We start from the raw sequence: 19,789 nt of genomic DNA on the forward strand, positions 1-19,789 counted from the left end.
ATCAGGTTGTTAGAGCGCCCTCTGTCGCGCTTTTATCTACGTTCCCGAACCCGCGTCAGGCGCAATCAGGACGATACGCACGCGCCTGCGCCGTCGGGTGGGTCAGACCCGGATAGGCGCACCGCTTGGGCGAAATCTGCGGGAAAATGTCAAACAGTTCTTCGCGCGCGGCAACATCCATTTCGGCAATCGCCTTTGGCGAGGGCCGGAAACTTTCCACCGGCAACCCTTCGGCGCAGAACACCTCGTGATTGTCGAAAACCAGGTTATAGAATGTCACGCTTTCCGCGCTCATGTCGGCAAACGCCTCATCGCTGGCATCGGCCAGGGCGCCGACCCGCATCAGGCAGGGCTGTTCATCGGCCACACCGGAAATCCGGTAGCCGGGGATCAGGGCGCGGTGCCCACAGGCGATCCGCAGATCACGGGCCGGCATCATCGGGCCCACGGCGCGCGGCTTCAGACGAATGGGCGCAAGCTCGGGCCGGTCATGCATTTCGGCGGCAGTGACCGTACGGCTCCAGATCATGCGCACCGGCTGCAAGCCGTTATCGCGGGTGACAACCATGTCACCGGGGTGGAGGATTTCAACATGGCGCGCACCCAGTGGTGTGCGCACATTCGCGCCGCCACATAGTCCGGTCAGATAACGTCTGTCTGTCTTCATTGCCGTTGGTAGCGCTGCCGCAAATCCCATATTCCACACCTCCAATTCCCTACAGACCTAACACTTCAAGGTTAATGCGCCGGAAATTAGGTACGAGTGTGGACAGATTGTGACAGTCATCGCGCATCTGCGCTTGCACCCATAAAAAGACATATAACTCAATATGATAACTTGATTTTGCGCCCGCCACTCAAAACGGCTCAAATTGCGATAGCCAAAATTTTTTTCAACTTTTCTCAACAGAATTTCAGGAAATCGCGCGTAGACCGAATCTGACAGGCAACCACTTCCGATCTTTTCCTTTCGCCGCGACCGTGACAGGCTGGCGATGTGATATGAAAGGCGGCGCAGCTATGACCCGACACAGGCACCTCCCGCAAACGGCTTCCATTGCAGAGCCCGGGGATGACGGTCGTCTGCATGCTCCGGCGGCCGCGCGCAATGCGCAGGCCATCATCGATCTCATGATCCGTTACGCCCCCTCGGGCGGCAAGGCGCTTGAGATCGCAAGCGGCACCGGACAGCATGTGGCGGGGTTGGCCCGTGCCCTGCCCGCCCTGACCTGGCAACCCAGCGAAATCGACGCAGCACGCCGCGGCAGCATCAACAGCTGGGCGGCGCAAATACCCAATATCCTGCCCGCTATTCCACTTGATGCGACTACCCCCGGCTGGTCGGTCTGCCAGGCCGACCAGGATCTGATCCTGCTGGTCAATCTGCTGCACCTGATCAGCATCGCCGAGACCCGCATACTGATTACCGAAGTGGCCCGGGCGCTCGCCCCCGGTGGTCGCTTCTGCCTGTACGGTCCATTCCTGCGCGACGGCATTACCGTCTCGGACGGAGATGCCAGCTTTGATGCCAGCCTGCGTGCGGCCGACCCGGAAATCGGCTACAAGGATGTCGGTGCGGTTCAGCGATGGCTGGCCGATTCCGGGCTGCGCGTCATCGCCACGGTTGACATGCCCGCCAACAATCTGACCCTGATCAGCGAACGCCCTGCGGAGACCCCCTGATGCCTTCACTTTCAACGACCCTTACCACCATTCTTCTTGCCTGCACCCTTGCCCTGCCCGTCACAGCCCAGACTCAGGCCGAGGCCGGCACGCCCGCAACCGTCAAATTCCGCGATAACGATCCGGTTGACTGGAAAGGGCGCGGCCCGAACCGATATCAGATACATGGCATTGACGTGGCCCGGTTCCAGGGTGAGATCGACTGGCGCAAGGCGCGAAATGCCGGTGTCAGCTTTGTTTTCATGAAGGCCACCGAAGGCGGCGATCTGCTTGACCCGCTGTTCAATGAACACTGGCGCGGGGCCAAGCGCGCCGGAATCCCGCGCGGGGCCTACCATTTCTACTATTTCTGCACCCCGCCCGAAACCCAGGCCCGCTGGTTCATCCGTAATGTGCCTCGAAACCGGGGCACCCTGCCGCCGGTCCTGGACATGGAATGGAACCCGTTTTCACCAACCTGCACCAAACGCCCGCCAGCCAAGGAAGTGCGGCGCCAGATGAAAATCTTCATGGACATGGTCGAGCGACGCTATGGCCAGCGTCCCATCATCTACACCACACCGCAATTCTACCGTGATGCCGGGCTCGACCGGCTGAAGGGTGAGGAGTTCTGGCTGCGCAGCACCGCCAAGACACTGGACAAAGCCTATCCCGGCCAAAGCTGGAGCTTTTGGCAATATAGCGCCACCGGTGTGATCGACGGGATCGGCAAAGAGGTTGACCTGAATGCCTTTGGCGGCAGCGCCTCGAACTGGACCGCCTGGCTGAAAGCGCGGCGGCGATAACGGCGCGCGCTAACGCCGCCCGTCTTGCCGATCGGCCCATGTCGACCACAGCCTGCCATCGGTGACAACCAACCCCAACGCGATCAGGGCAAATCCGATCCAGGCTTCACAGCCCAGTGTTTCCTCCAGAAAGGCAGCGCCAAGCGCCACGGCGATCGGCGGCACCAGCAAGGTGACCAGCATCAGGTTGGCGGCACCAGCGCGGATCAGGATGCGGTAATAAAGCAGGTAGGCAAAGGCCGTGCCAAAGCTCGCCAACCCCAGCAAAGCCACCCAGACCTGCACCGAAAGATCAAGGCTGGGCGGGCCATCCACGATGAACGCCGCCGGTGTCATCCAGAACGTGCTGCCCATCAGCATGCCCAGCGCGTTCATCTGCGGTGGCGGCCCCGACAGCCTGACCTTGGCCCAGACACTTGCCAGCGCATAACAAAGAGCGGCCAGCAGCACCGCCAACTGGGCGATGTTGCGTGGATCAAGACCGGCCAGCAGATCAGCCCCCATGATCGCAGCCACCCCCGCCAGACCCAAAAGCGCCCCGACGATCCTGGCCAGCGTCAGCGGTTCATCTCTGAGAAGCAGGCCGGCGACGACCCCCCCGAACACCGCCGTTGTCCCGGTAAGGATCGAGGCAAGGCCGCTTTCGATGTATTTCTGGCTCCAGAACACCAGCGAAAACGGAATGGCGTTGTTGAGCGCCCCCATCACCAGATACGCGCCCCAGATCGTCACGCTGCGCGGCCAGGCGATACCCTGCCGCCAGACCACCCAGATCAGGATTGGCACCGCCCAGGCCACCCGGTGCAGGGTGATGGTCAGCGGTGGCACCTCGGTCAGTGCCACCTCGGCCAGAAAAAACGAGGCGCCCCAAACTGTTGAGAGCATCAACAGCAACACGGCGGCAGCAGCGGTAATCGGCGGAGAGACAGGGCGCGTCATGTCGGATTAGTGACACGCCCTGCGCCTGAATACGACCCGTTTCCTGCACCGGGTCGGCGCACTCTCAAAGGGCGCGCGGGGCACCGGATTTAGGGCACAAATGACCAAATCAAAGCGCGAACATTTGCCCGAAAACAGCAACCTCAGGTGGAATAAGATCCCCTAATTGGTAAAAAAATATTGCCAAATGCGCCCTCTCCGGAGAATATTGGCCAAGGTTTGAGACAGGAAGGTTCATTACCGCGCCAGAATTTCACCGGTCTTACCTCTTGTAGTTGCCCCTGCGCAGGCGCCTGAACGGGTCTTTGTGATCCGCTGGGCGGGCTTGTGACTGTTGGCAAATGATACGTGTTTCTCGTGTCGGACGCGACGACGCCTGCGTCCTTGTTTGAACATTACAAAAAACGAAAACCAAGGGAGTGAATTATGAAATATCTGTTAAGTGCCACCGCCCTGATCGGGCTTCTTGCGGCCCCCGCGCTGTCCCAGACAAATCTGGAAAAGCTGGGGGCATTCAAGGTCACTGGCACCAAGGACCATGTCTATATCGACCAGAAGGCACCGGAGGCGGCCAGCATTCGCGAGGTACTCAAAGGCATCTCGTTGCCCGAAGGGTTCAAAATCGAACTCTATGCGTTGGTGCCCGACGCGCGCCATATGGCGATGGCCCCACAGGGCACCGTGCTCTTTGTTGGCACCAAGAAATCCAAGGTCTGGGCGGTCATGGACCGCAATCGCGACCGCGTTGCGGACGAGGTTAAGGATTTCGCCCCCAGCCTCGAATTTGACGTCCCCAACGGTGTCGCCTTCACCAAGGATGGCTTTCTTTACATCGCCGAACGGAACCGCGTGATGCTCTATCCGGCGGCGGAATTCTTTCACGAAAGCCCCGACGTTGTGGCTGTTCCCATCGTTCCGCAGGGCGAACTGATCCCGGTGGAGGAAGAAAGCTATAACCACACCGCGCGGGTGATCAAGGTCGGGCCCGACGACAAGCTCTATATCTCGCTGGGTCAACCGTTCAACGTCGCGCCCGAAGAAAAGCTTGAGCTTTACAACCAGACCGGCATTGGCGGCATCATTCGCATGGATCGCGACGGATCAAATCGCGAGGTCTATACCTACGGCGTGCGCAATTCGGTCGGGCATGATTTCCACCCCGAAACCGGAGAGCTGTGGTGGACCGACAATCAGGTCGATGGTATGGGTGACGACATCCCCCCGGGTGAGATCAACCGCCAGACAGAGATGGGCCAGCATTTCGGCCATCCCTGGTATGGTGGCGGAACGGTACGCACCAACGAATATGCCGGGCAGGAAGTCCCGGTCGAGGTCGTGCACCCTGCGGTCGAAACCATCGCCCATGCCGCCGATCTGGGCATGACCTTCTACACCGGCAAGATGTTCCCCGAGAAATACAAGAACGCAATATTCTCGGCACAGCACGGGTCATGGAACCGCACGACACCTGCCGGGGCACGGGTCATGGTGACGTTCATAGATGACGAAGGGAACGCCTCTATCGAACCCTTCGCCGAAGGCTGGATGGACGAAAACGGGGAATATGATGGACGCCCCGTCGATATTGCGCAGATGAAAGATGGCTCGATCCTGGTATCGGACGATTTCGCCAACGCGATCTACCGGATCAGCTACTCCGAATAACATAAACGGGCTGGCCGGGGTTTGACCTGTGCCAGCCTCCCCGTCTTGATCGGAGCTGCCATGTGTCGTCTGCCTGTGTTCCTTCTTGTGTCCCTGTCCGTCTCGCTCCCGGCCTTCGCAGCGGATATCGAAAACGGTCGGAAACTCGCCCGTCAATGTTCAGTCTGCCACGGCAAGATCGGCGTCTCAAAAGACCCCGAAGTCCCGAACCTGGCCGGGCAATCCGCCTTCTATCTTGAAAAAAGCCTCAAGGATTATCGCAGTGGTGCCCGCGAGGACCGGCGCATGACCCTGATCGTGGAACCATTGACCGATGAAGACATCGGCGATCTGGCAGCATGGTTCGCGTCCATCGAATTCACCGTGGTCGCACCTGAGTAATTTGCACTGCAAAGGTCCCGGTCGGCCTGATTTTTCCCTTGCCGCAAAGCGTTTGACGCTAGTTACTCTGGCTCTTCCGGCGTTGACGCCCCCATGAGCGCTTGCACTGTGTTGCTATAGATGCTCCTGGAATCATTTCCGTTCCATGCAAACCCACAGGATTTCACGGCGCGCACCACGGGCTCCGGAACAGGACCGCGCCCGACTACCCTCACAGACTTATCAAGTTCCCCATAGGTCTCATATGCAGTCGGCGGACGACCATCCAGATCGACATAGATTGACCAGGTCGTGTGATACCCGATCATGCCGTGAACGAACTGCTGTCTATCGCGTCGCAACACCCGCGGGTGCGCAACCAAAACAGGCGCCGCATATCGATGGGTACGCGTGTCGTTTCCGTTTTTTTCATTGATACAATCCGCCAATTTCACAGTGCGCGGATGCGGCTGGGGAGCTGCTTTATGTTGCGGGGTTTCTGCTGCGGCCGCCTTTGGTTCACCGGTCGACGTCGCGTCGCTTGTGCACTGGCCGCACGCCAGGACAGCCGTGCAGAAAAAGCCTATTTTAATAAATGAATTCAATTTCTTACACCAATTTCCTAAGTTAAATAACCCATACTCATTACTAAAACGGAATATCTTCGGCCCCGCTGACAAACCGGGCCACGACCTTCTTGATGCCCGCTTTCTCGAACTCGATCTCCAGCTTGTCACCCTCGATCCCGATGATTGCGCCATAGCCGAATTTCTGATGGAAAACCCGCTCTCCCATCGTATGAGAGCTTACCGCCTCGGCGTCGATCACCGAATGGCGGCTTTCCGAAGGTTGGGCAACGGGGCGGTGACCGGCACGCGATTGCAAGCGTTTCCAGCCCGGTGAGTTATAGACATTGGCCTCTGCCGCGCGGGTTTCGATGCTGCTTTCCATTCCCGCAGCACCGTAGCCACCACCATAAAGCCCCGGCGGGGTCAGCACCTCCACATGGGCCTCAGGCAACTCGTCAATGAACCGCGACGGCATCGAGGATTGCCACTGCCCGAACACCCGGCGGTTCCCGGCAAAACTGATCGTGCACAGCTCCTCGGCGCGGGTAATGCCCACATAGGCCAGGCGGCGCTCTTCCTCGACCCCTTTGAGGCCGCTTTCATCCATCGACCGTTGCGAGGGAAACAGTCCGTCTTCCCAGCCCGGCAAGAACACGGCGGGAAATTCCAGCCCCTTGGCCGCGTGAAGCGTCATGATGCTGACCTTTTCGCCCGCCTCCTGGCTGTCATTATCCATGATCAGGCTGACATGTTCGAGGAACCCTTGCAGATTTTCGAACTGCTCCAACGCCTTGATCAGTTCCTTGAGGTTCTCCAGCCGGCCCGGCGCCTCGGGTGTCTTGTCGTTCTGCCACATGCCGGTATAGCCGCTTTCATCCAGGATGATCTCGGCCAGTTCCATATGGGTGATCTGCTTGTCACCGGTCATGCGGCCCCAGCGTTCCAGCCCCTCCAGCAGCTTGCCCAACTCGGTCGCCCCCTTGCCGGTCAGCCCCTTCTGGTCCAGCAATATCCGCGCACCGTCGATCAGCGGCACGCCGTTTTGCCGCGCGGTCATCTGGATTTTCTGTTGCGCTTTGTCCCCAAGGCCCCGCTTGGGCGTGTTGACGATCCGCTCGAACGCCAGATCATCCGAGGGCGAGGTGACAAGCCGGAAATAGGCCATCGCATCGCGGATTTCCATCCGCTCATAGAACCGCGGGCCGCCGATCACCCGGTAGGGCAGACCTATGGTTAGAAACCGATCCTCAAAGGCACGCATCTGATGCGAGGCGCGCACCAGAATGGCCATCTCGTCAAGGGAAAAGCCGCGCATCCCGCGGGTGCCGCGCTGCATGCTCTCGATCTCTTCGCCGATCCAGCGCGCCTCCTCCTCGCCGTCCCAATGGCCGATCAGCCGGACCTTCTCGCCGTCCTTGGCATCGGTCCAAAGTTCTTTGCCCAGGCGCCCCTTGTTGCCCGCGATCACGCCGGATGCCGCGGCCAGAATATGCGGTGTCGACCGGTAATTCTGCTCTAGCCGCACCACATGCGCGCCGGGAAAATCCTTTTCAAACCGAAGGATATTGCCCACTTCGGCCCCGCGCCAGCCATAGATCGACTGGTCGTCATCGCCCACGCAGCAGATATTCTTATGCGCCCCCGCCAGCAGCCGCAGCCACAGATACTGGGCCACGTTGGTATCCTGATACTCGTCCACCAGAATGTACCGGAACCAGCGTTGATATTGCTGCAACACATCCTCATGGGTCTGGAAAATCGTGACCACATGCAGCAGCAGATCGCCGAAATCGACAGCGTTCAGCTCCTTCAGACGGATCTGGTATTGCTTGTAGAGCGCGGGTGCCTTGCCGTCATAGGCCCCGGCCTCCGAAGCGGGCACATTATCCGGCGTCCAGGCGCGATTCTTCCAGTTGTCGATGATGCTTGCCAGCGCCCGGGCGGGCCAGCGCTTGTCGTCGATATTCGCCGCCGCAACCAGTTGTTTCATCAGACGCAGCTGATCGTCCGTATCCAGGATGGTAAAGTTCGATTTCAACCCCGCAAGCTCGGCATGGCGGCGCAGCAGCTTCACACAGATCGAATGGAACGTGCCCAGCCACGGCATCCCCTCAACCGCTTCCCCCAGCATCCGGCCCACGCGCTCTTTCATCTCGCGCGCGGCCTTGTTGGTAAAGGTCACGGCCAGAATCTCGTTGGGCCGCGCGGTACCAGTGTTCAGCAGATGCACGATCCGCGTGGTCAACGCCTTGGTCTTGCCCGTCCCCGCCCCCGCCAACATCAGAACCGGGCCGTCCAACGCCTCGACCGCGGCGCGCTGTTCGGGGTTCAGCCCGTCAAGATAGGGCCGTGGCCGGGCCGCCATCGCACGCACCGCCAGCGACGCGCCCTCGAATGCATCAGATTCGTCATAACTGCTCATGCGCGAAACGATAGCGCGGCTTGATCCAAAGGGAAAGAGACGTTCTTAGAATGTTCCACGCCAACCCGCCTAGAAAAATTTCATCGAATGCAACGCAACTTTCATGGCTTTGCCCGATTTCATTAAGGGCACACACATCAAATCCCGGCATTTTACCGTCTCCAAGGCGCGCGTAGGAGACGACGATGAACACAGAGGTTGGCACACGCCGTTCGTGGATCAAGACCGCGCTGCTGGCGGCGTTCCTGGTGGCCAGCCTCAGCGCCTCGGTCTTTGCGGTCCGGCACGCCCCCGAACCCATTGTCGACTGGCTGCTGGAAACCGACATCCGATCCCAGGCGCAGCTTTGGCAAAAACGTGTCCTGATGCAACTGGACGACGATGCCGGCAGCTTCCAAAGCCAGTCGCTCAGCGTCGACGAAAAGCAGAGATTGTCGCGCATCCCCGATGTTGCCGATTATTTCCGGATTTCGTTCATCGGCATGGACGGCACGGTTTTCTGGTCCAGCCACGCAGAAAGCAACGGGCAGATGGACCATCCGCCGACAGAGGCAAGTCATGCTGCGGGGGAATTGTCCCTCAATCATCTGCATTTTCACCCAGAAGAGATCGAAGACCTGGCCCGCCACGCGCTGAACTATGACGAGGTCCAAGATCGCACTGTCTATGAGATTTACGCGCCGGTCGTCCGGAACAGCACCCGCATCGGCGCGATCAAATTCTATTCGGATGTCACACTCCTGCATGAGACGTTTTTGCAAAGCATCAGCGACTGGCTGTTCATAGCCGCCTGCGTGGTGCTGTTCCTGATGACGCTGGCCATCGGGCTGATCGTGTATACCTCCCGCAAGCAATTGAAAAACCTCCAGGAACGCGCCCGCGAAGAACGCGAAATGATGCAGCGACAGATCAGGCTCGCGCGTGAGGTCAAATTGCTGGGAGAATTGAATGAATGGCTGCAATCCAGCCGCTCCCTGACCGAACTCTTCGATATGGTCGCGCGCTTCATGAAACACATCCTGCCGGAAAGCGAAGGCTCGCTTTACGTCTATTCGAACTCGCGCGATGTGCTGGACGGGTCGGCCTCGTGGAATGGCGGGTCGCATCACGAACATATCCACCCCGAAGCATGCTGGGGCCTGCGCCGTGGTCGCTCCTATCAATTCGGGCAGAGCGAGGTGGATTTCGCCTGCGAGCATACCGAACCCAATGACGGGCGCCCCTATTTCTGTTTCCCGATCCTGGCATTGGGTGAAACCGTAGGGTTGATGCATCTCAAAAAGCATAAGGACGCCACCAGTGACGCGTTTGACGAAAGCCGCCGCCTGGCCCAGATGTGTGCCGAGCAGATTTCGATGGCCATCGCCAATGTTCGCATGCGCGACCAGCTCGAGGATCGTTCGATCCGTGACCCGCTGACCGGCCTTTTCAATCGCCGCCATATGCTGGACAGCATGCGCAAGCTGATCGCCCGGGCAGACGCCAATGCGTCACACCTGCATCTGGTCTATATCGACGTGGATCATTTCAAGAAATTCAATGACAACCACGGCCACGATGCCGGTGACATGGTGCTGCGCGCCGTGGGCGACCTGCTGATCAAGAACTGCGATGGCGACGAGGTGCCTTGCCGCATGGGGGGCGAGGAATTCATGCTCTTGCTGCCAGATTTGCCGCAGCCTGAGCTGAAGGACCGGATTGAAAGCTTGCGCCGCGATGTCGCTGCAATCTCGGTCCGCTATGGTGAAAAAGCGCTGCCAAAAATCACCATTTCCTCGGGCATCGCCAGCTATCCCGATCACGGACGCATGCCGCAGGACCTGCTGCGCGTCGCCGACGAGGCCTTATATAAAGCCAAGGATAACGGGCGAAATCAGGTGGTTGTCGCGCAGGTTGAAAAACCCGGAAATGACGCGTCGAAAAATGCATCGCCGCAAACGCCGCCCCACGGTCTGGCCGCCGAATAGCACAGCACAGCTAATTTCCATATGGACAAGCCCCGTCTCTACCGGGACAACAGGGCATGGACCTGATGCTAAAATATCCCGGCCTCGAAGATCTGCGCCGCAAGGCGAAACGCCGCCTGCCGCATTTCGTTTGGGAATTCCTCGACAGCGGCACCGGCGCCGAAAAAGCGCGGGATCGCAACCGCACAGCGCTTGATGCGCGTCTGCTCATGCCCTCGATCCTGCATGGAGAGTTCGACCCCGACCTCAGCGTCACCCTTTTGGGGCAGGACCTGCCTCTGCCCTTCGGCATTGCTCCCGTGGGCATGTCCGGGCTGATCTGGCCGGATGCCGAGCGTATTCTGGCGCGCACCGCCGCCGATGCCGGTATCCCCTATTCGCTGTCCACCGTGGCCAGCCGCACGCCCGAGGATATCGGCCCGTTGATGGGCGCGCACGGCTGGTTCCAGATGTATCCCCCGCGCGATCCCGACATCCGCACCGACATGCTGACCCGCGCCCGCGCGGCCGGTTTCAGAACCCTGGTGCTGACTGTTGATGTCCCCGTTGCCTCACGCCGGGAACGACAGGTGCGGTCGGGCCTGATGACGCCGCCGCGCCTGACCCCGCGCATCCTGGCGCAGGTCGCGCGCTGTCCGGCATGGGCAATGGGCATGGCGCGGATGGGCATGCCCCGGATGCGGCTGATCGATTCCTATGCCGGTGAGGTCAAGGGCCTGCCCTCGAACAGCCATGCCGGGTACATGCTGCGCACCTCGCCGGATTGGGAATACCTGCGCTGGCTGCGCGACGCATGGGACGGGCCGATGGTCATCAAAGGGGTGCTGCATGCCGACGATGCCACCGCCCTCGAAAGTGAAGGCGTCGATGCGATCTGGGTCTCCAACCACGCCGGACGGCAATTCGATGCGGCCCCCGCCACCATCGACGCGCTCACACAGGTGCGCGCCGCAACCACCCTGCCGATCATCCTGGATGGCGGCATCGGTGGCGGGCTTGATATCCTGCGGGCCATCGCGGGGGGCGCGGATTTCGTGATGATGGGCCGTGCCTGGCATTATGCGGTGGCGGCACTGGGCGACCGGGGCCCTGCCCATCTGGTCGACCTGCTGCGCGCCGATCTGCAATCGAACATGGGGCAACTGGGCAGCAAATCTTTGCTGGATGTGCGCGATCGGGTAATTCCCTACGGGTCACCCCCACCACCCGGTCAAGATTAAGTTCGCAGCATAATTATCTGACTTGAAAATATAATATGCACGAAACCTCCGACAATCAAAACCGCACTTTCGGGTAATTTCTCTCGCTAAGGTGTTACCCGTTAACGCTGGGGCATTGCGCAAACCTTTCACAAATCTTACAAGGCGGCAGGAATGGCGCTGCAACGCAGCAAATTTCAGCCCGCGCCAGCCCCGTTCCTAACGCGAAAACTTGGGACAACAGGGGATAGGCCAGTGGCAGAATTCAAGAAAATCCTGATTGCCAACCGCGGCGAGATTGCGATCCGCATCATGCGCGCCGCCAATGAAATGGGCAAACGCACCGTGGCGGTCTTCGCCGAAGAGGACAAGCTGGGCCTGCACCGTTTCAAGGCCGATGAGGCCTATCGCATCGGCGAAGGCATGGGTCCAGTTGCCGCCTATCTCTCGATTGACGAGATCATCCGCGTGGCCAGGGAATGTGGGGCCGACGCGATTCATCCGGGCTATGGCCTGCTGTCGGAAAACCCCGATTTCGTCGATGCCTGCGTCGCCAACGGCATCACCTTTATCGGTCCCAAGGCCGAAACCATGCGCGCGCTTGGTGACAAGGCCAGCGCCCGCAAGGTCGCCGTCGAAGCCGGTGTGCCGGTCATCCCCGCCACCGAGGTGCTGGGCGACGATATGGATGAAATCCGCCGCCAGGCAGACGAAGTCGGCTATCCCTTCATGCTCAAGGCCAGCTGGGGTGGCGGCGGTCGCGGTATGCGCCCGATCATGAAACCCGAAGAGCTGGAAGAAAAAGTGCTCGAAGGCCGCCGCGAGGCCGAAGCCGCCTTTGGCAATGGCGAAGGGTATCTGGAAAAGATGATCCTGCGCGCCCGCCACGTCGAGGTTCAGATCCTCGGTGACAAACACGGCAACATGTACCACCTTTACGAGCGTGACTGCTCGGTCCAGCGCCGCAACCAGAAAGTTGTCGAACGCGCCCCCGCCCCCTATCTGAGTGACGCACAGCGCAAGGAAATCTGCGATCTTGGCTACAAGATCTGCAAACATGTGAACTATGAATGCGCCGGTACCGTCGAATTCCTGATGGATATGGAAAGCGGCCAGTTCTACTTCATCGAGGTGAACCCCCGCGTGCAGGTCGAACACACCGTCACCGAGGAAGTGACCGATGTGGACATCGTGCAGGCCCAGATCCTGATCGCCGAGGGCAAGACCCTGGCCGAAGCCACCGGCAAACCCACGCAGGCAGATGTGCGCCTCAATGGTCACGCCCTGCAAACCCGGATCACCACCGAGGATCCGCAGAACAATTTCATCCCCGATTACGGCCGCATCACCGCCTTCCGCGAGGCCACCGGCATGGGCATTCGCCTTGACGGCGGCACCGCCTATTCCGGCGGCGTGATCACGCGCTACTATGACAGCCTGCTGGTCAAGATCACCGCCCACGCCCAGACCCCCGGTGCTGCCATCGCCCGGATGGACCGCGCCCTGCGTGAATTCCGCATTCGCGGTGTCTCGACCAATATCGCCTTTGTCGAGAACCTGTTGAAGCACCCCACGTTCCTCAACAACGAATACACCACCAAGTTCATCGACCAGACGCCCGAACTGTTCAATTTCGGCAGGCGGCGCGACCGCGGCACCAAGGTGCTGACCTACATCGCCGACATCACCGTCAACGGGCACCCCGAAACCCAAGGACGTGCTGGCACGGCCGCGGATGTGAAACTGCCCAAACCCCCTGCCCTGCAAGGCGAAGCGCCCATCGGCACCAAGACCCTGCTGGAGGAAAAAGGCGCCAAGGCCGTGGCCGACTGGATGCTGGCCGAAAAACGCCTGCTACTGACCGACACCACCATGCGCGACGGCCACCAAAGCCTTCTGGCCACGCGGATGCGTTCGATCGACATGGTCAAGGCCGCGCCCGCCTATGCCGCCAACCTGCCACAGCTTTTCAGCGTCGAATGCTGGGGGGGTGCCACCTTTGACGTGGCCTACCGGTTCCTGCAGGAATGCCCGTGGCAACGCCTGCGCGACCTGCGCCGCGCCATGCCCAACCTGCTGACCCAGATGCTGCTGCGCGCGTCAAACGGCGTCGGCTACACCAACTACCCCGATAACGTGGTGCAGGAATTCGTGCGCCAGGCGGCGGAAACCGGTGTCGATGTCTTCCGCGTCTTCGACAGCCTCAACTGGGTGGAAAACATGCGCGTCGCGATGGATGCGGTGGTGGACACGGGTCGCATCTGCGAAGGCACGATCTGCTATACCGGCGATATCCTCGATCCGGACCGCGCCAAGTATGACCTCAAATACTATGTCAAAATGGCCAAGGAAATGCAGGCCGCCGGCGCACATATCCTGGGTCTCAAGGACATGGCAGGCCTGCTGAAACCCGCCGCCGCGCGCGTTCTGGTCAAGGCCCTGAAGGACGATCTGGACATCCCCGTCCACTTCCACACCCATGACACGTCAGGCATCGCCGGGGCCACCATCCTGGCCGCCGCCGACGCGGGCGTGGATGCGGTCGATGCGGCGATGGATGCGTTTTCCGGTGGCACCAGCCAGCCCTGCCTTGGCTCGATCGTCGAGGCCCTGGCCCATACCGACCGCGACACCGGCATGGACATGGCCCGCATCCGCGAGATGTCGGATTACTGGGAGCAGGTCCGCGCGCAATACGTGGCCTTCGAAAGCGGCCTGGCCGCCCCCGCCTCCGAGGTTTACCTGCACGAAATGCCCGGCGGCCAATTCACCAACCTCAAGGCGCAGGCGCGCTCGGTCGGGCTGGAAGAACGCTGGCCCGAGGTGGCAAGCACCTATGCCGACGTCAACCAGATGTTCGGCGATATCGTCAAGGTAACGCCCTCGTCCAAGGTCGTCGGTGACATGGCGCTGATGATGGTCAGCCAGAACCTGACCCGCGCCGAGGTCGAAGACCCCGGCGTCGACGTGGCCTTCCCCGACTCCGTGGTTGACATGATGCGCGGCAATCTGGGCCAGCCTCCCGGCGGCTTCCCCGACACCATCGTCAACAAGATACTCAAGGGCGACAAACCCAATACCGAACGCCCTGGCAAGCATCTGCAACCCATCGACCTCGAAGCGACTCGCACGGCCCTCAGCAAAGAGCTTGAAGGCAAGCCGGTCGATGACGAGGATCTGAACGGCTACCTGATGTATCCCAAGGTGTTTCTTGACTACATGGGCCGCCACCGGACCTATGGCCCGGTCCGCACCCTGCCCACCCGCACCTTCTTTTACGGGATGGAACCGGGCGAAGAGATCAGCGTCGAGATTGACCCGGGCAAGATCCTCGAAATCCGCCTGCAAGCCGTGGGTGAAACCCAGGACGATGGCGAGGTTCGCGTGTTTTTTGAACTCAACGGTCAGCCGCGCGTTATTCGTGTGCCGAACCGTCTGGTCAAATCGCAGACCGCCCAGCGCCCCAAGGCCGAGCCGGGCAATGCCAATCACGTGGGCGCCCCGATGCCCGGCGTGGTGGCCAGCGTGGCCGTGACTGCAGGGCAAGAGGTCAAGGCCGACGATCTGCTGCTGACCATCGAGGCAATGAAAATGGAAACCGGCATCTACGCCGAGCGTGACGCGGTGGTCAAAGCCGTGCACGTTCAGGCCAGCGGTCAGATTGACGCCAAGGATCTGCTGATCGAACTGGAATAAGCGGGTCGGCGCTTTACCCAGCGTAAGAATTCTAACGGATGCGCGAATCTCCTATGGTTCGCGCATCTTCGTTTTTAGACCGGAAGGAACCCGTGCATGAGCCTCACCATCACCCCCCTCTATGGCGGCCTGATCGGCCTCTTGCTGGTGTTCCTCAGCGTCCGCGTGATTTTCCGCAGACGCTCGGCCAAGGTTTCCGTCGGCGATGGTGCCGATAAGGATCTGCAAAAGCGCGTGCGCGTTCAGGCCAATTGTGCCGAATACGCGCCCATCGGTCTGATCCTTCTGGCGATGGCCGAATTGCAGGGCGCGCCGGGCTGGGTTGCCCACTTTCTGGGCCTCATGCTGCTGACGGGTCGCGTGGTCCATGCCTACGGGCTGGGGGTGACGCCGCAAGTCATCCCGATGCGCAAGCTTGGCATGGCGCTCACCTTCCTGATGCTGATCCTGACCGCGCTTGCCAATATCGGGCACGCGCTTAGCTGACGGGCGGCACTCATCGTCTCTCGGGCGCGATTTTCTGAACCCACAAAATCCGCGATCAAAACGTACAAGGCGTACGTCCCGTACGCCCGCACCTGAAATCACCCGGATTTCCGTACGTTTCGCGCGTACAGATCGTACGCTTTGTACGTTTTGCCTCACGCCCAGAGGGCATTTTGGATTTCCGGATGAAATTTTCGCCCGGCATGCTATTTTCTTTCTCAGCCACAGAGTCCGGCTCACCGGACCACTGCCGCCACAGGAGTTAAGAAATATGTGCCGCATGTTTGCCGGACAGGATCCAGATCGTTACCAACTTGAAACCCGCCGGATGCGGCTGAACGGTCAAAGCACCAGCATCAGACTGGAAAATTCTTTCTGGGGTATCGTCGATGAAATCGCCGAAAACGAGGGGCTGACCGCCCCGGCATTCGTCTCCAAACTTCACGCAGAAGTGCTTGAATTACATGGAGAACCCAAGAATTTCACCTCGCTTCTGCGCTGCGCCTGCCTAGTCTATCTCGAAAGCGGTGCTGGCACCAACAGCGCCCAGATCGCCGCTGAATAAGCGCTACCGCGCCACGTAGTATCCATTTACTACCCGGGCTTTGCACCGGCGCGCTAGCCTTCCTGAAACAACAACGGTTTGGGAGGGCCCGATGGCAAAAGCCATTCACAGCATGATTCGTGTCCTGGACGAGGCGCGATCGCTCGATTTCTACAGCAGGGCTTTCGGGCTCGAGGTTGCCGACCGGCTGGATTTCGAAAACTTCACGCTGGTCTATCTGAGCAATTCCGAAAGCACGTTCGAACTGGAACTGACCGTCAACAAAGGCCAGTCCGAACCCTATGATCTGGGCAATGGTTACGGCCATTTCGCCGTGCTGGTCGAGGACCTGGAATCCGAACATGCCCGGTTTGAAGAAGAGGGGCTAACCCCCCGTAAAATAGTGGAATTTGCGCCCGACGGCAAACTTGTCGGCAAGTTCTTTTTCGTGGCCGATCCGGATGGCTACGAGATCGAGGTATTGCAACGCGGCGGGCGCTTCAAATGACAAAACGCAAGGGAGGAAACGAGATGAAAGATATAGCAGACCCGAAAGGGCTGACCCGGCGAGAGCTGCTGTCGAGGACGATGGCCGCAGGCGCCAGCTTTGTTGTTGGTGGCAGTTTCGTCGCCGGGGCCGATGCGGCTTGGGCGATGGAAACTACCGCTCTGAAACCTGAAACCATGGCGACACTGATCCAGATGGCACGCGATATTTACCCGCATGACCATGTGGGCGACGAATATTATGCCGTCGCGGTCAAAGGCTATGACACCGCAGATGCCGCTGATGGTGTCGAGGCCGGGATTGCCGCCCTGAATGCGGTCGCCCGCGGCAAAGGCCACGCAGATTACCTCTCAATCGGGTGGGAACGCGACCGTGTCGACATCCTGCGCGCGATGGAAGACAGCGCGTTCTTCCAGAAGGTCCGCGGTGGCCTGGTGACGGGCCTTTATAACCAAAAGGCGGTGTGGCCGCTCTTTGGCTACGAAGGTGAATCCTATTCCCAGGGCGGTTACATCGACCGTGGCTTCAACGACATCAACTGGCTTTAAGCCATAGCCAGCAAGGAGAAACAGACTATGGCTGCACCATTTGAAATGAGCGACGACAGTGTGATTGTCGTGATCGGAACAGGCGCCGGTGGCGGCGTTCTGGCCAATGAACTGGCGCAACGCGGGGTTAGCGTTGTGGCACTTGAGGCAGGTGGGCGTTACCTGCCCGAGGATTATGTCAATGACGAATGGGAGAGTTTCGGGCAACTGGCCTGGCTTGACCCGCGCACCACATCCGGCGACTGGCGCGTCGCCAAGGACTTTTCAGGCCTGCCCGCCTGGATCGTCAAGGCGGTTGGCGGCACCACCACCCACTGGGCCGGTGCCTCTCTGCGCTTCCAGGACCATGAGTGGAAGGCCAAGACCACCTATGGGGATGTCCAGGGCGCAAATCTGCTGGATTGGCCCATAGACGAATCGGAAATGGCCCCGTGGTACGAATTGGCGGAAAACAAGCTGGGTGTCACCCGCACCGGTGGGCGTGAAGGCCTGCCAGGGAACAACAACTACAAGGTTTTCGAGGCTGGCGCGAAGAAACTGGGCTACCAAGAGGTTCACACCGGCCGCATGGCCATCAACAGTGCTGATAATGACGGTCGCCCCGCCTGCCAGCAGACCGGTTTCTGCTTTCAGGGTTGCAAATGGGGCGCCAAATGGTCGGCGGCCTATACCGACATCCCCAATGGCGAGGCCACCGGCAACTTGGAGGTGCGCGAAAAGGCCCACGTTCTCAGGATCGAACATGGCGAGGATGGCAAGGTCAACGGTGTGGTCTATGCCGACGCCGAAGGCAATGAACACAAGCAGATGGCGCGTGCCGTCTGCGTGGCGGGCAATTCGTTCGAAAGCCCGCGTTTATTGCTTAATTCCGCTACCTCGATGTATCCGGACGGGATGGCCAACAGCTCGGGCCAGGTGGGGCGCAACTACATGCGGCACATGACCGGATCCGTCTACGCAACGTTCGAGCAGCCCGTGAAGATGTGGCGTGGCACCACGATGGCGGGCATCATACAGGACGAAGCGCGACACGATCCGTCACGAGGTTTTGTCGGCGGGTATGAGTTGGAAACGCTGGCACTTGGCCTGCCCTTCATGGCCGCCTTCCTTGATCCAGGTGGCTGGGGGCGTGAGTTTACAACCGCACTCGACAGCTATGAAAACATGGCTGGCATGTGGATCGTGGGTGAGGACATGCCACAGGAAACGAACCGGGTAACGCTGAACCATGACGTCAAGGATGACTACGGCATGCCGGTTCCGAACGTTCACTTCGATGATCATCCCAACGACATTGCGATGCGCAATCACGCCTATAAACAGGGTGCGGCTGTCTATGATGCAGTTGGGGCGACGCGGACTTTCCCGACACCACCCTACCCGTCCACGCATAATCTGGGCACCAACCGGATGTCGGAAAATCCACGGGATGGCGTCGTCAACGCCAATGGCCGCACGCACGATATCGAGAACCTGTTCATCTCCGACGGCTCGCAATTCACCACCGGCGCGGCGGAAAACCCAACGCTTACCATTGTTGCTCTGGCGATCCGGCAGGCCGATCACATCGCGAATGAACTGTCAGCTGGAAATCTCTGACCGGTCAGGAGCATAGAAACATCCGGCGCCCTTTACCAAGGGCGCCGGGCTCAGTTCATGCCGCGCCCGACGGCAGATAGGGGATGCCGCCCGTCGCATCGGTGTCGTCGATCACGAACAAGCTGCTATCGGTTCCATCCCGCCGCGCCCTGGCAAAGGGGGCGTAATCAGGGTCTGCGGCAAAAGCCTGGGCCGCATCCACGGACGGAAATTCAATCAGGGCAACCACATCCGCATTTGGCGCGTCGCCCTCTAATTGTGTAATGTTCGCGCTGCGGCTCAAATATTTGCCACCGTGCCGGTCCGCCAGGTCATGCACTTTGGCGGCATAATCCGGTATCCAGGCATCATCTTTCACGTTCACAAGCGCGATCAGGTATACGGCCATTTTCCCCTCCAATTGAATTTGCGCCACTCTGGACGCTGGCGAGAACGAACCTAACGCGTTAGCGTTTTTCAAAGAAGCCGGGATATGTCGCCAACACTGCGACATTAGTATGGTTTGCAGGCGTCTCAACATCCTGACATCGCCCGATTTCGTGCAAAGACAGTCCGGTCGCGTCAGGGCAGCGGCAAAAAATTGCATCCTCGGTGCGATTTTCGCTTGCAGGGGACGCCCATAGTTTATATCTGACGCCTCACCCAAGGACGCGGGTGTAGCTCAGGGGTAGAGCGTTACCTTGCCAAGGTAAATGTCGTGAGTTCGAATCTCATCACCCGCTCCAAATTTTCCATCCAGACATGAATAGACTTCCCCCTAGGGGGTGTTTTGGCAACGGCTTTGCCTATGAAGCCCCATTCCTCTTGGCGGGCGAACAA

General features: G+C 59.8%; 16 protein-coding genes and 1 tRNA gene. 13 read left to right on the forward strand and 4 right to left on the reverse strand.

All coding sequences use genetic code 11. The features are described 5' to 3' along the window. Positions 1-55 precede the first annotated feature (55 nt). Positions 56-697 carry a Hint domain-containing protein gene (locus tag Q1B27_RS13745; RefSeq protein WP_299848362.1) on the reverse strand — a complete coding sequence of 214 codons (642 nt, stop codon included), beginning with the start codon at positions 695-697 and terminating at the stop codon, positions 56-58. A 323-nt stretch (positions 698-1,020) separates the two neighbouring features. Between Q1B27_RS13745 and Q1B27_RS13750 the strand changes: the two genes are divergently transcribed. Then, a complete protein-coding gene (locus Q1B27_RS13750) occupies positions 1,021-1,683 on the forward strand; it encodes a DUF938 domain-containing protein (protein WP_299848363.1) in 663 nt (220 codons plus the stop codon). Beyond that, a complete protein-coding gene (locus Q1B27_RS13755; protein WP_299848364.1) occupies positions 1,683-2,468 on the forward strand; it encodes a GH25 family lysozyme in 786 nt (261 codons plus the stop codon). Before Q1B27_RS13750 ends, Q1B27_RS13755 begins: the two co-directional genes overlap by 1 nt. A gap of 9 nt (positions 2,469-2,477) precedes the next feature. On the opposite strand, the gene Q1B27_RS13760 is transcribed toward Q1B27_RS13755, so the two are convergent. Further along, on the reverse strand, positions 2,478-3,407 hold the full coding sequence (locus tag Q1B27_RS13760) for a DMT family transporter (RefSeq protein WP_299848365.1): 930 nt from the start codon (positions 3,405-3,407) through the stop codon (positions 2,478-2,480). A 426-nt stretch (positions 3,408-3,833) separates the two neighbouring features. Here Q1B27_RS13760 and Q1B27_RS13765 point away from each other — a divergent pair, with 426 nt between their 5' ends. Together Q1B27_RS13765 and Q1B27_RS13770 are read left to right on the forward strand one after the other, a co-directional pair. Then, positions 3,834-5,072, forward strand: a complete 1,239-nt coding sequence (locus Q1B27_RS13765) for a PQQ-dependent sugar dehydrogenase (RefSeq protein WP_299848366.1) — start codon at positions 3,834-3,836, stop codon at positions 5,070-5,072. A gap of 60 nt (positions 5,073-5,132) precedes the next feature. Further along, positions 5,133-5,453 (forward strand): cytochrome c, encoded by a 321-nt coding sequence (locus tag Q1B27_RS13770; RefSeq protein WP_299848367.1) that lies wholly within the window; start codon positions 5,133-5,135, stop codon positions 5,451-5,453. A 627-nt stretch (positions 5,454-6,080) separates the two neighbouring features. On the opposite strand, the gene Q1B27_RS13775 is transcribed toward Q1B27_RS13770, so the two are convergent. After that, on the reverse strand, positions 6,081-8,423 hold the full coding sequence (locus Q1B27_RS13775) for an ATP-dependent helicase (protein WP_299848368.1): 2,343 nt from the start codon (positions 8,421-8,423) through the stop codon (positions 6,081-6,083). Between the two features lie 185 nt (positions 8,424-8,608). Here Q1B27_RS13775 and Q1B27_RS13780 point away from each other — a divergent pair, with 185 nt between their 5' ends. The 8 genes from Q1B27_RS13780 to Q1B27_RS13815 all read left to right on the forward strand — a co-directional run bounded on the left by Q1B27_RS13780 (position 8,609) and on the right by Q1B27_RS13815 (position 18,970). Next, positions 8,609-10,390 carry a diguanylate cyclase gene (locus tag Q1B27_RS13780; protein ID WP_299848369.1) on the forward strand — a complete coding sequence of 594 codons (1,782 nt, stop codon included), beginning with the start codon at positions 8,609-8,611 and terminating at the stop codon, positions 10,388-10,390. A gap of 56 nt (positions 10,391-10,446) precedes the next feature. Continuing rightward, complete coding sequence (locus Q1B27_RS13785) at positions 10,447-11,610, forward strand: alpha-hydroxy acid oxidase (protein ID WP_299848370.1); 1,164 nt, start codon at positions 10,447-10,449, stop codon at positions 11,608-11,610. 234 nt (positions 11,611-11,844) lie between these two features. Continuing rightward, complete coding sequence (locus tag Q1B27_RS13790; RefSeq protein WP_299848371.1) at positions 11,845-15,285, forward strand: pyruvate carboxylase; 3,441 nt, start codon at positions 11,845-11,847, stop codon at positions 15,283-15,285. 96 nt (positions 15,286-15,381) lie between these two features. Beyond that, positions 15,382-15,771 (forward strand): MAPEG family protein, encoded by a 390-nt coding sequence (locus tag Q1B27_RS13795; protein ID WP_299848372.1) that lies wholly within the window; start codon positions 15,382-15,384, stop codon positions 15,769-15,771. 271 nt (positions 15,772-16,042) lie between these two features. Continuing rightward, on the forward strand, positions 16,043-16,336 hold the full coding sequence (locus tag Q1B27_RS13800; protein WP_299848373.1) for a ribbon-helix-helix domain-containing protein: 294 nt from the start codon (positions 16,043-16,045) through the stop codon (positions 16,334-16,336). A 91-nt stretch (positions 16,337-16,427) separates the two neighbouring features. Further along, positions 16,428-16,823: a VOC family protein gene (locus Q1B27_RS13805; protein ID WP_299848374.1), complete on the forward strand. Its 396-nt coding sequence runs from the start codon at positions 16,428-16,430 to the stop codon at positions 16,821-16,823. A gap of 23 nt (positions 16,824-16,846) precedes the next feature. Next, positions 16,847-17,371 (forward strand): Twin-arginine translocation pathway signal, encoded by a 525-nt coding sequence (locus Q1B27_RS13810; protein ID WP_299848375.1) that lies wholly within the window; start codon positions 16,847-16,849, stop codon positions 17,369-17,371. Between the two features lie 27 nt (positions 17,372-17,398). Further along, entirely contained in the window at positions 17,399-18,970 is a 1,572-nt protein-coding gene (locus Q1B27_RS13815; RefSeq protein WP_299848376.1) for a GMC family oxidoreductase, read from the forward strand. A gap of 55 nt (positions 18,971-19,025) precedes the next feature. On the opposite strand, the gene Q1B27_RS13820 is transcribed toward Q1B27_RS13815, so the two are convergent. Continuing rightward, positions 19,026-19,358 carry a DUF1330 domain-containing protein gene (locus Q1B27_RS13820; protein ID WP_299848377.1) on the reverse strand — a complete coding sequence of 111 codons (333 nt, stop codon included), beginning with the start codon at positions 19,356-19,358 and terminating at the stop codon, positions 19,026-19,028. A gap of 262 nt (positions 19,359-19,620) precedes the next feature. On the opposite strand from Q1B27_RS13820, the gene Q1B27_RS13825 reads away from it, so the two are divergent. Further along, positions 19,621-19,695 (forward strand) — tRNA-Gly (locus Q1B27_RS13825). The last annotated feature ends 94 nt before the right edge of the window (positions 19,696-19,789 follow it).

The sequence above is a fragment of the uncultured Roseovarius sp. genome (genome assembly GCF_947489715.1).
Taxonomy (GTDB): Bacteria; Pseudomonadota; Alphaproteobacteria; order Rhodobacterales; family Rhodobacteraceae; genus Roseovarius.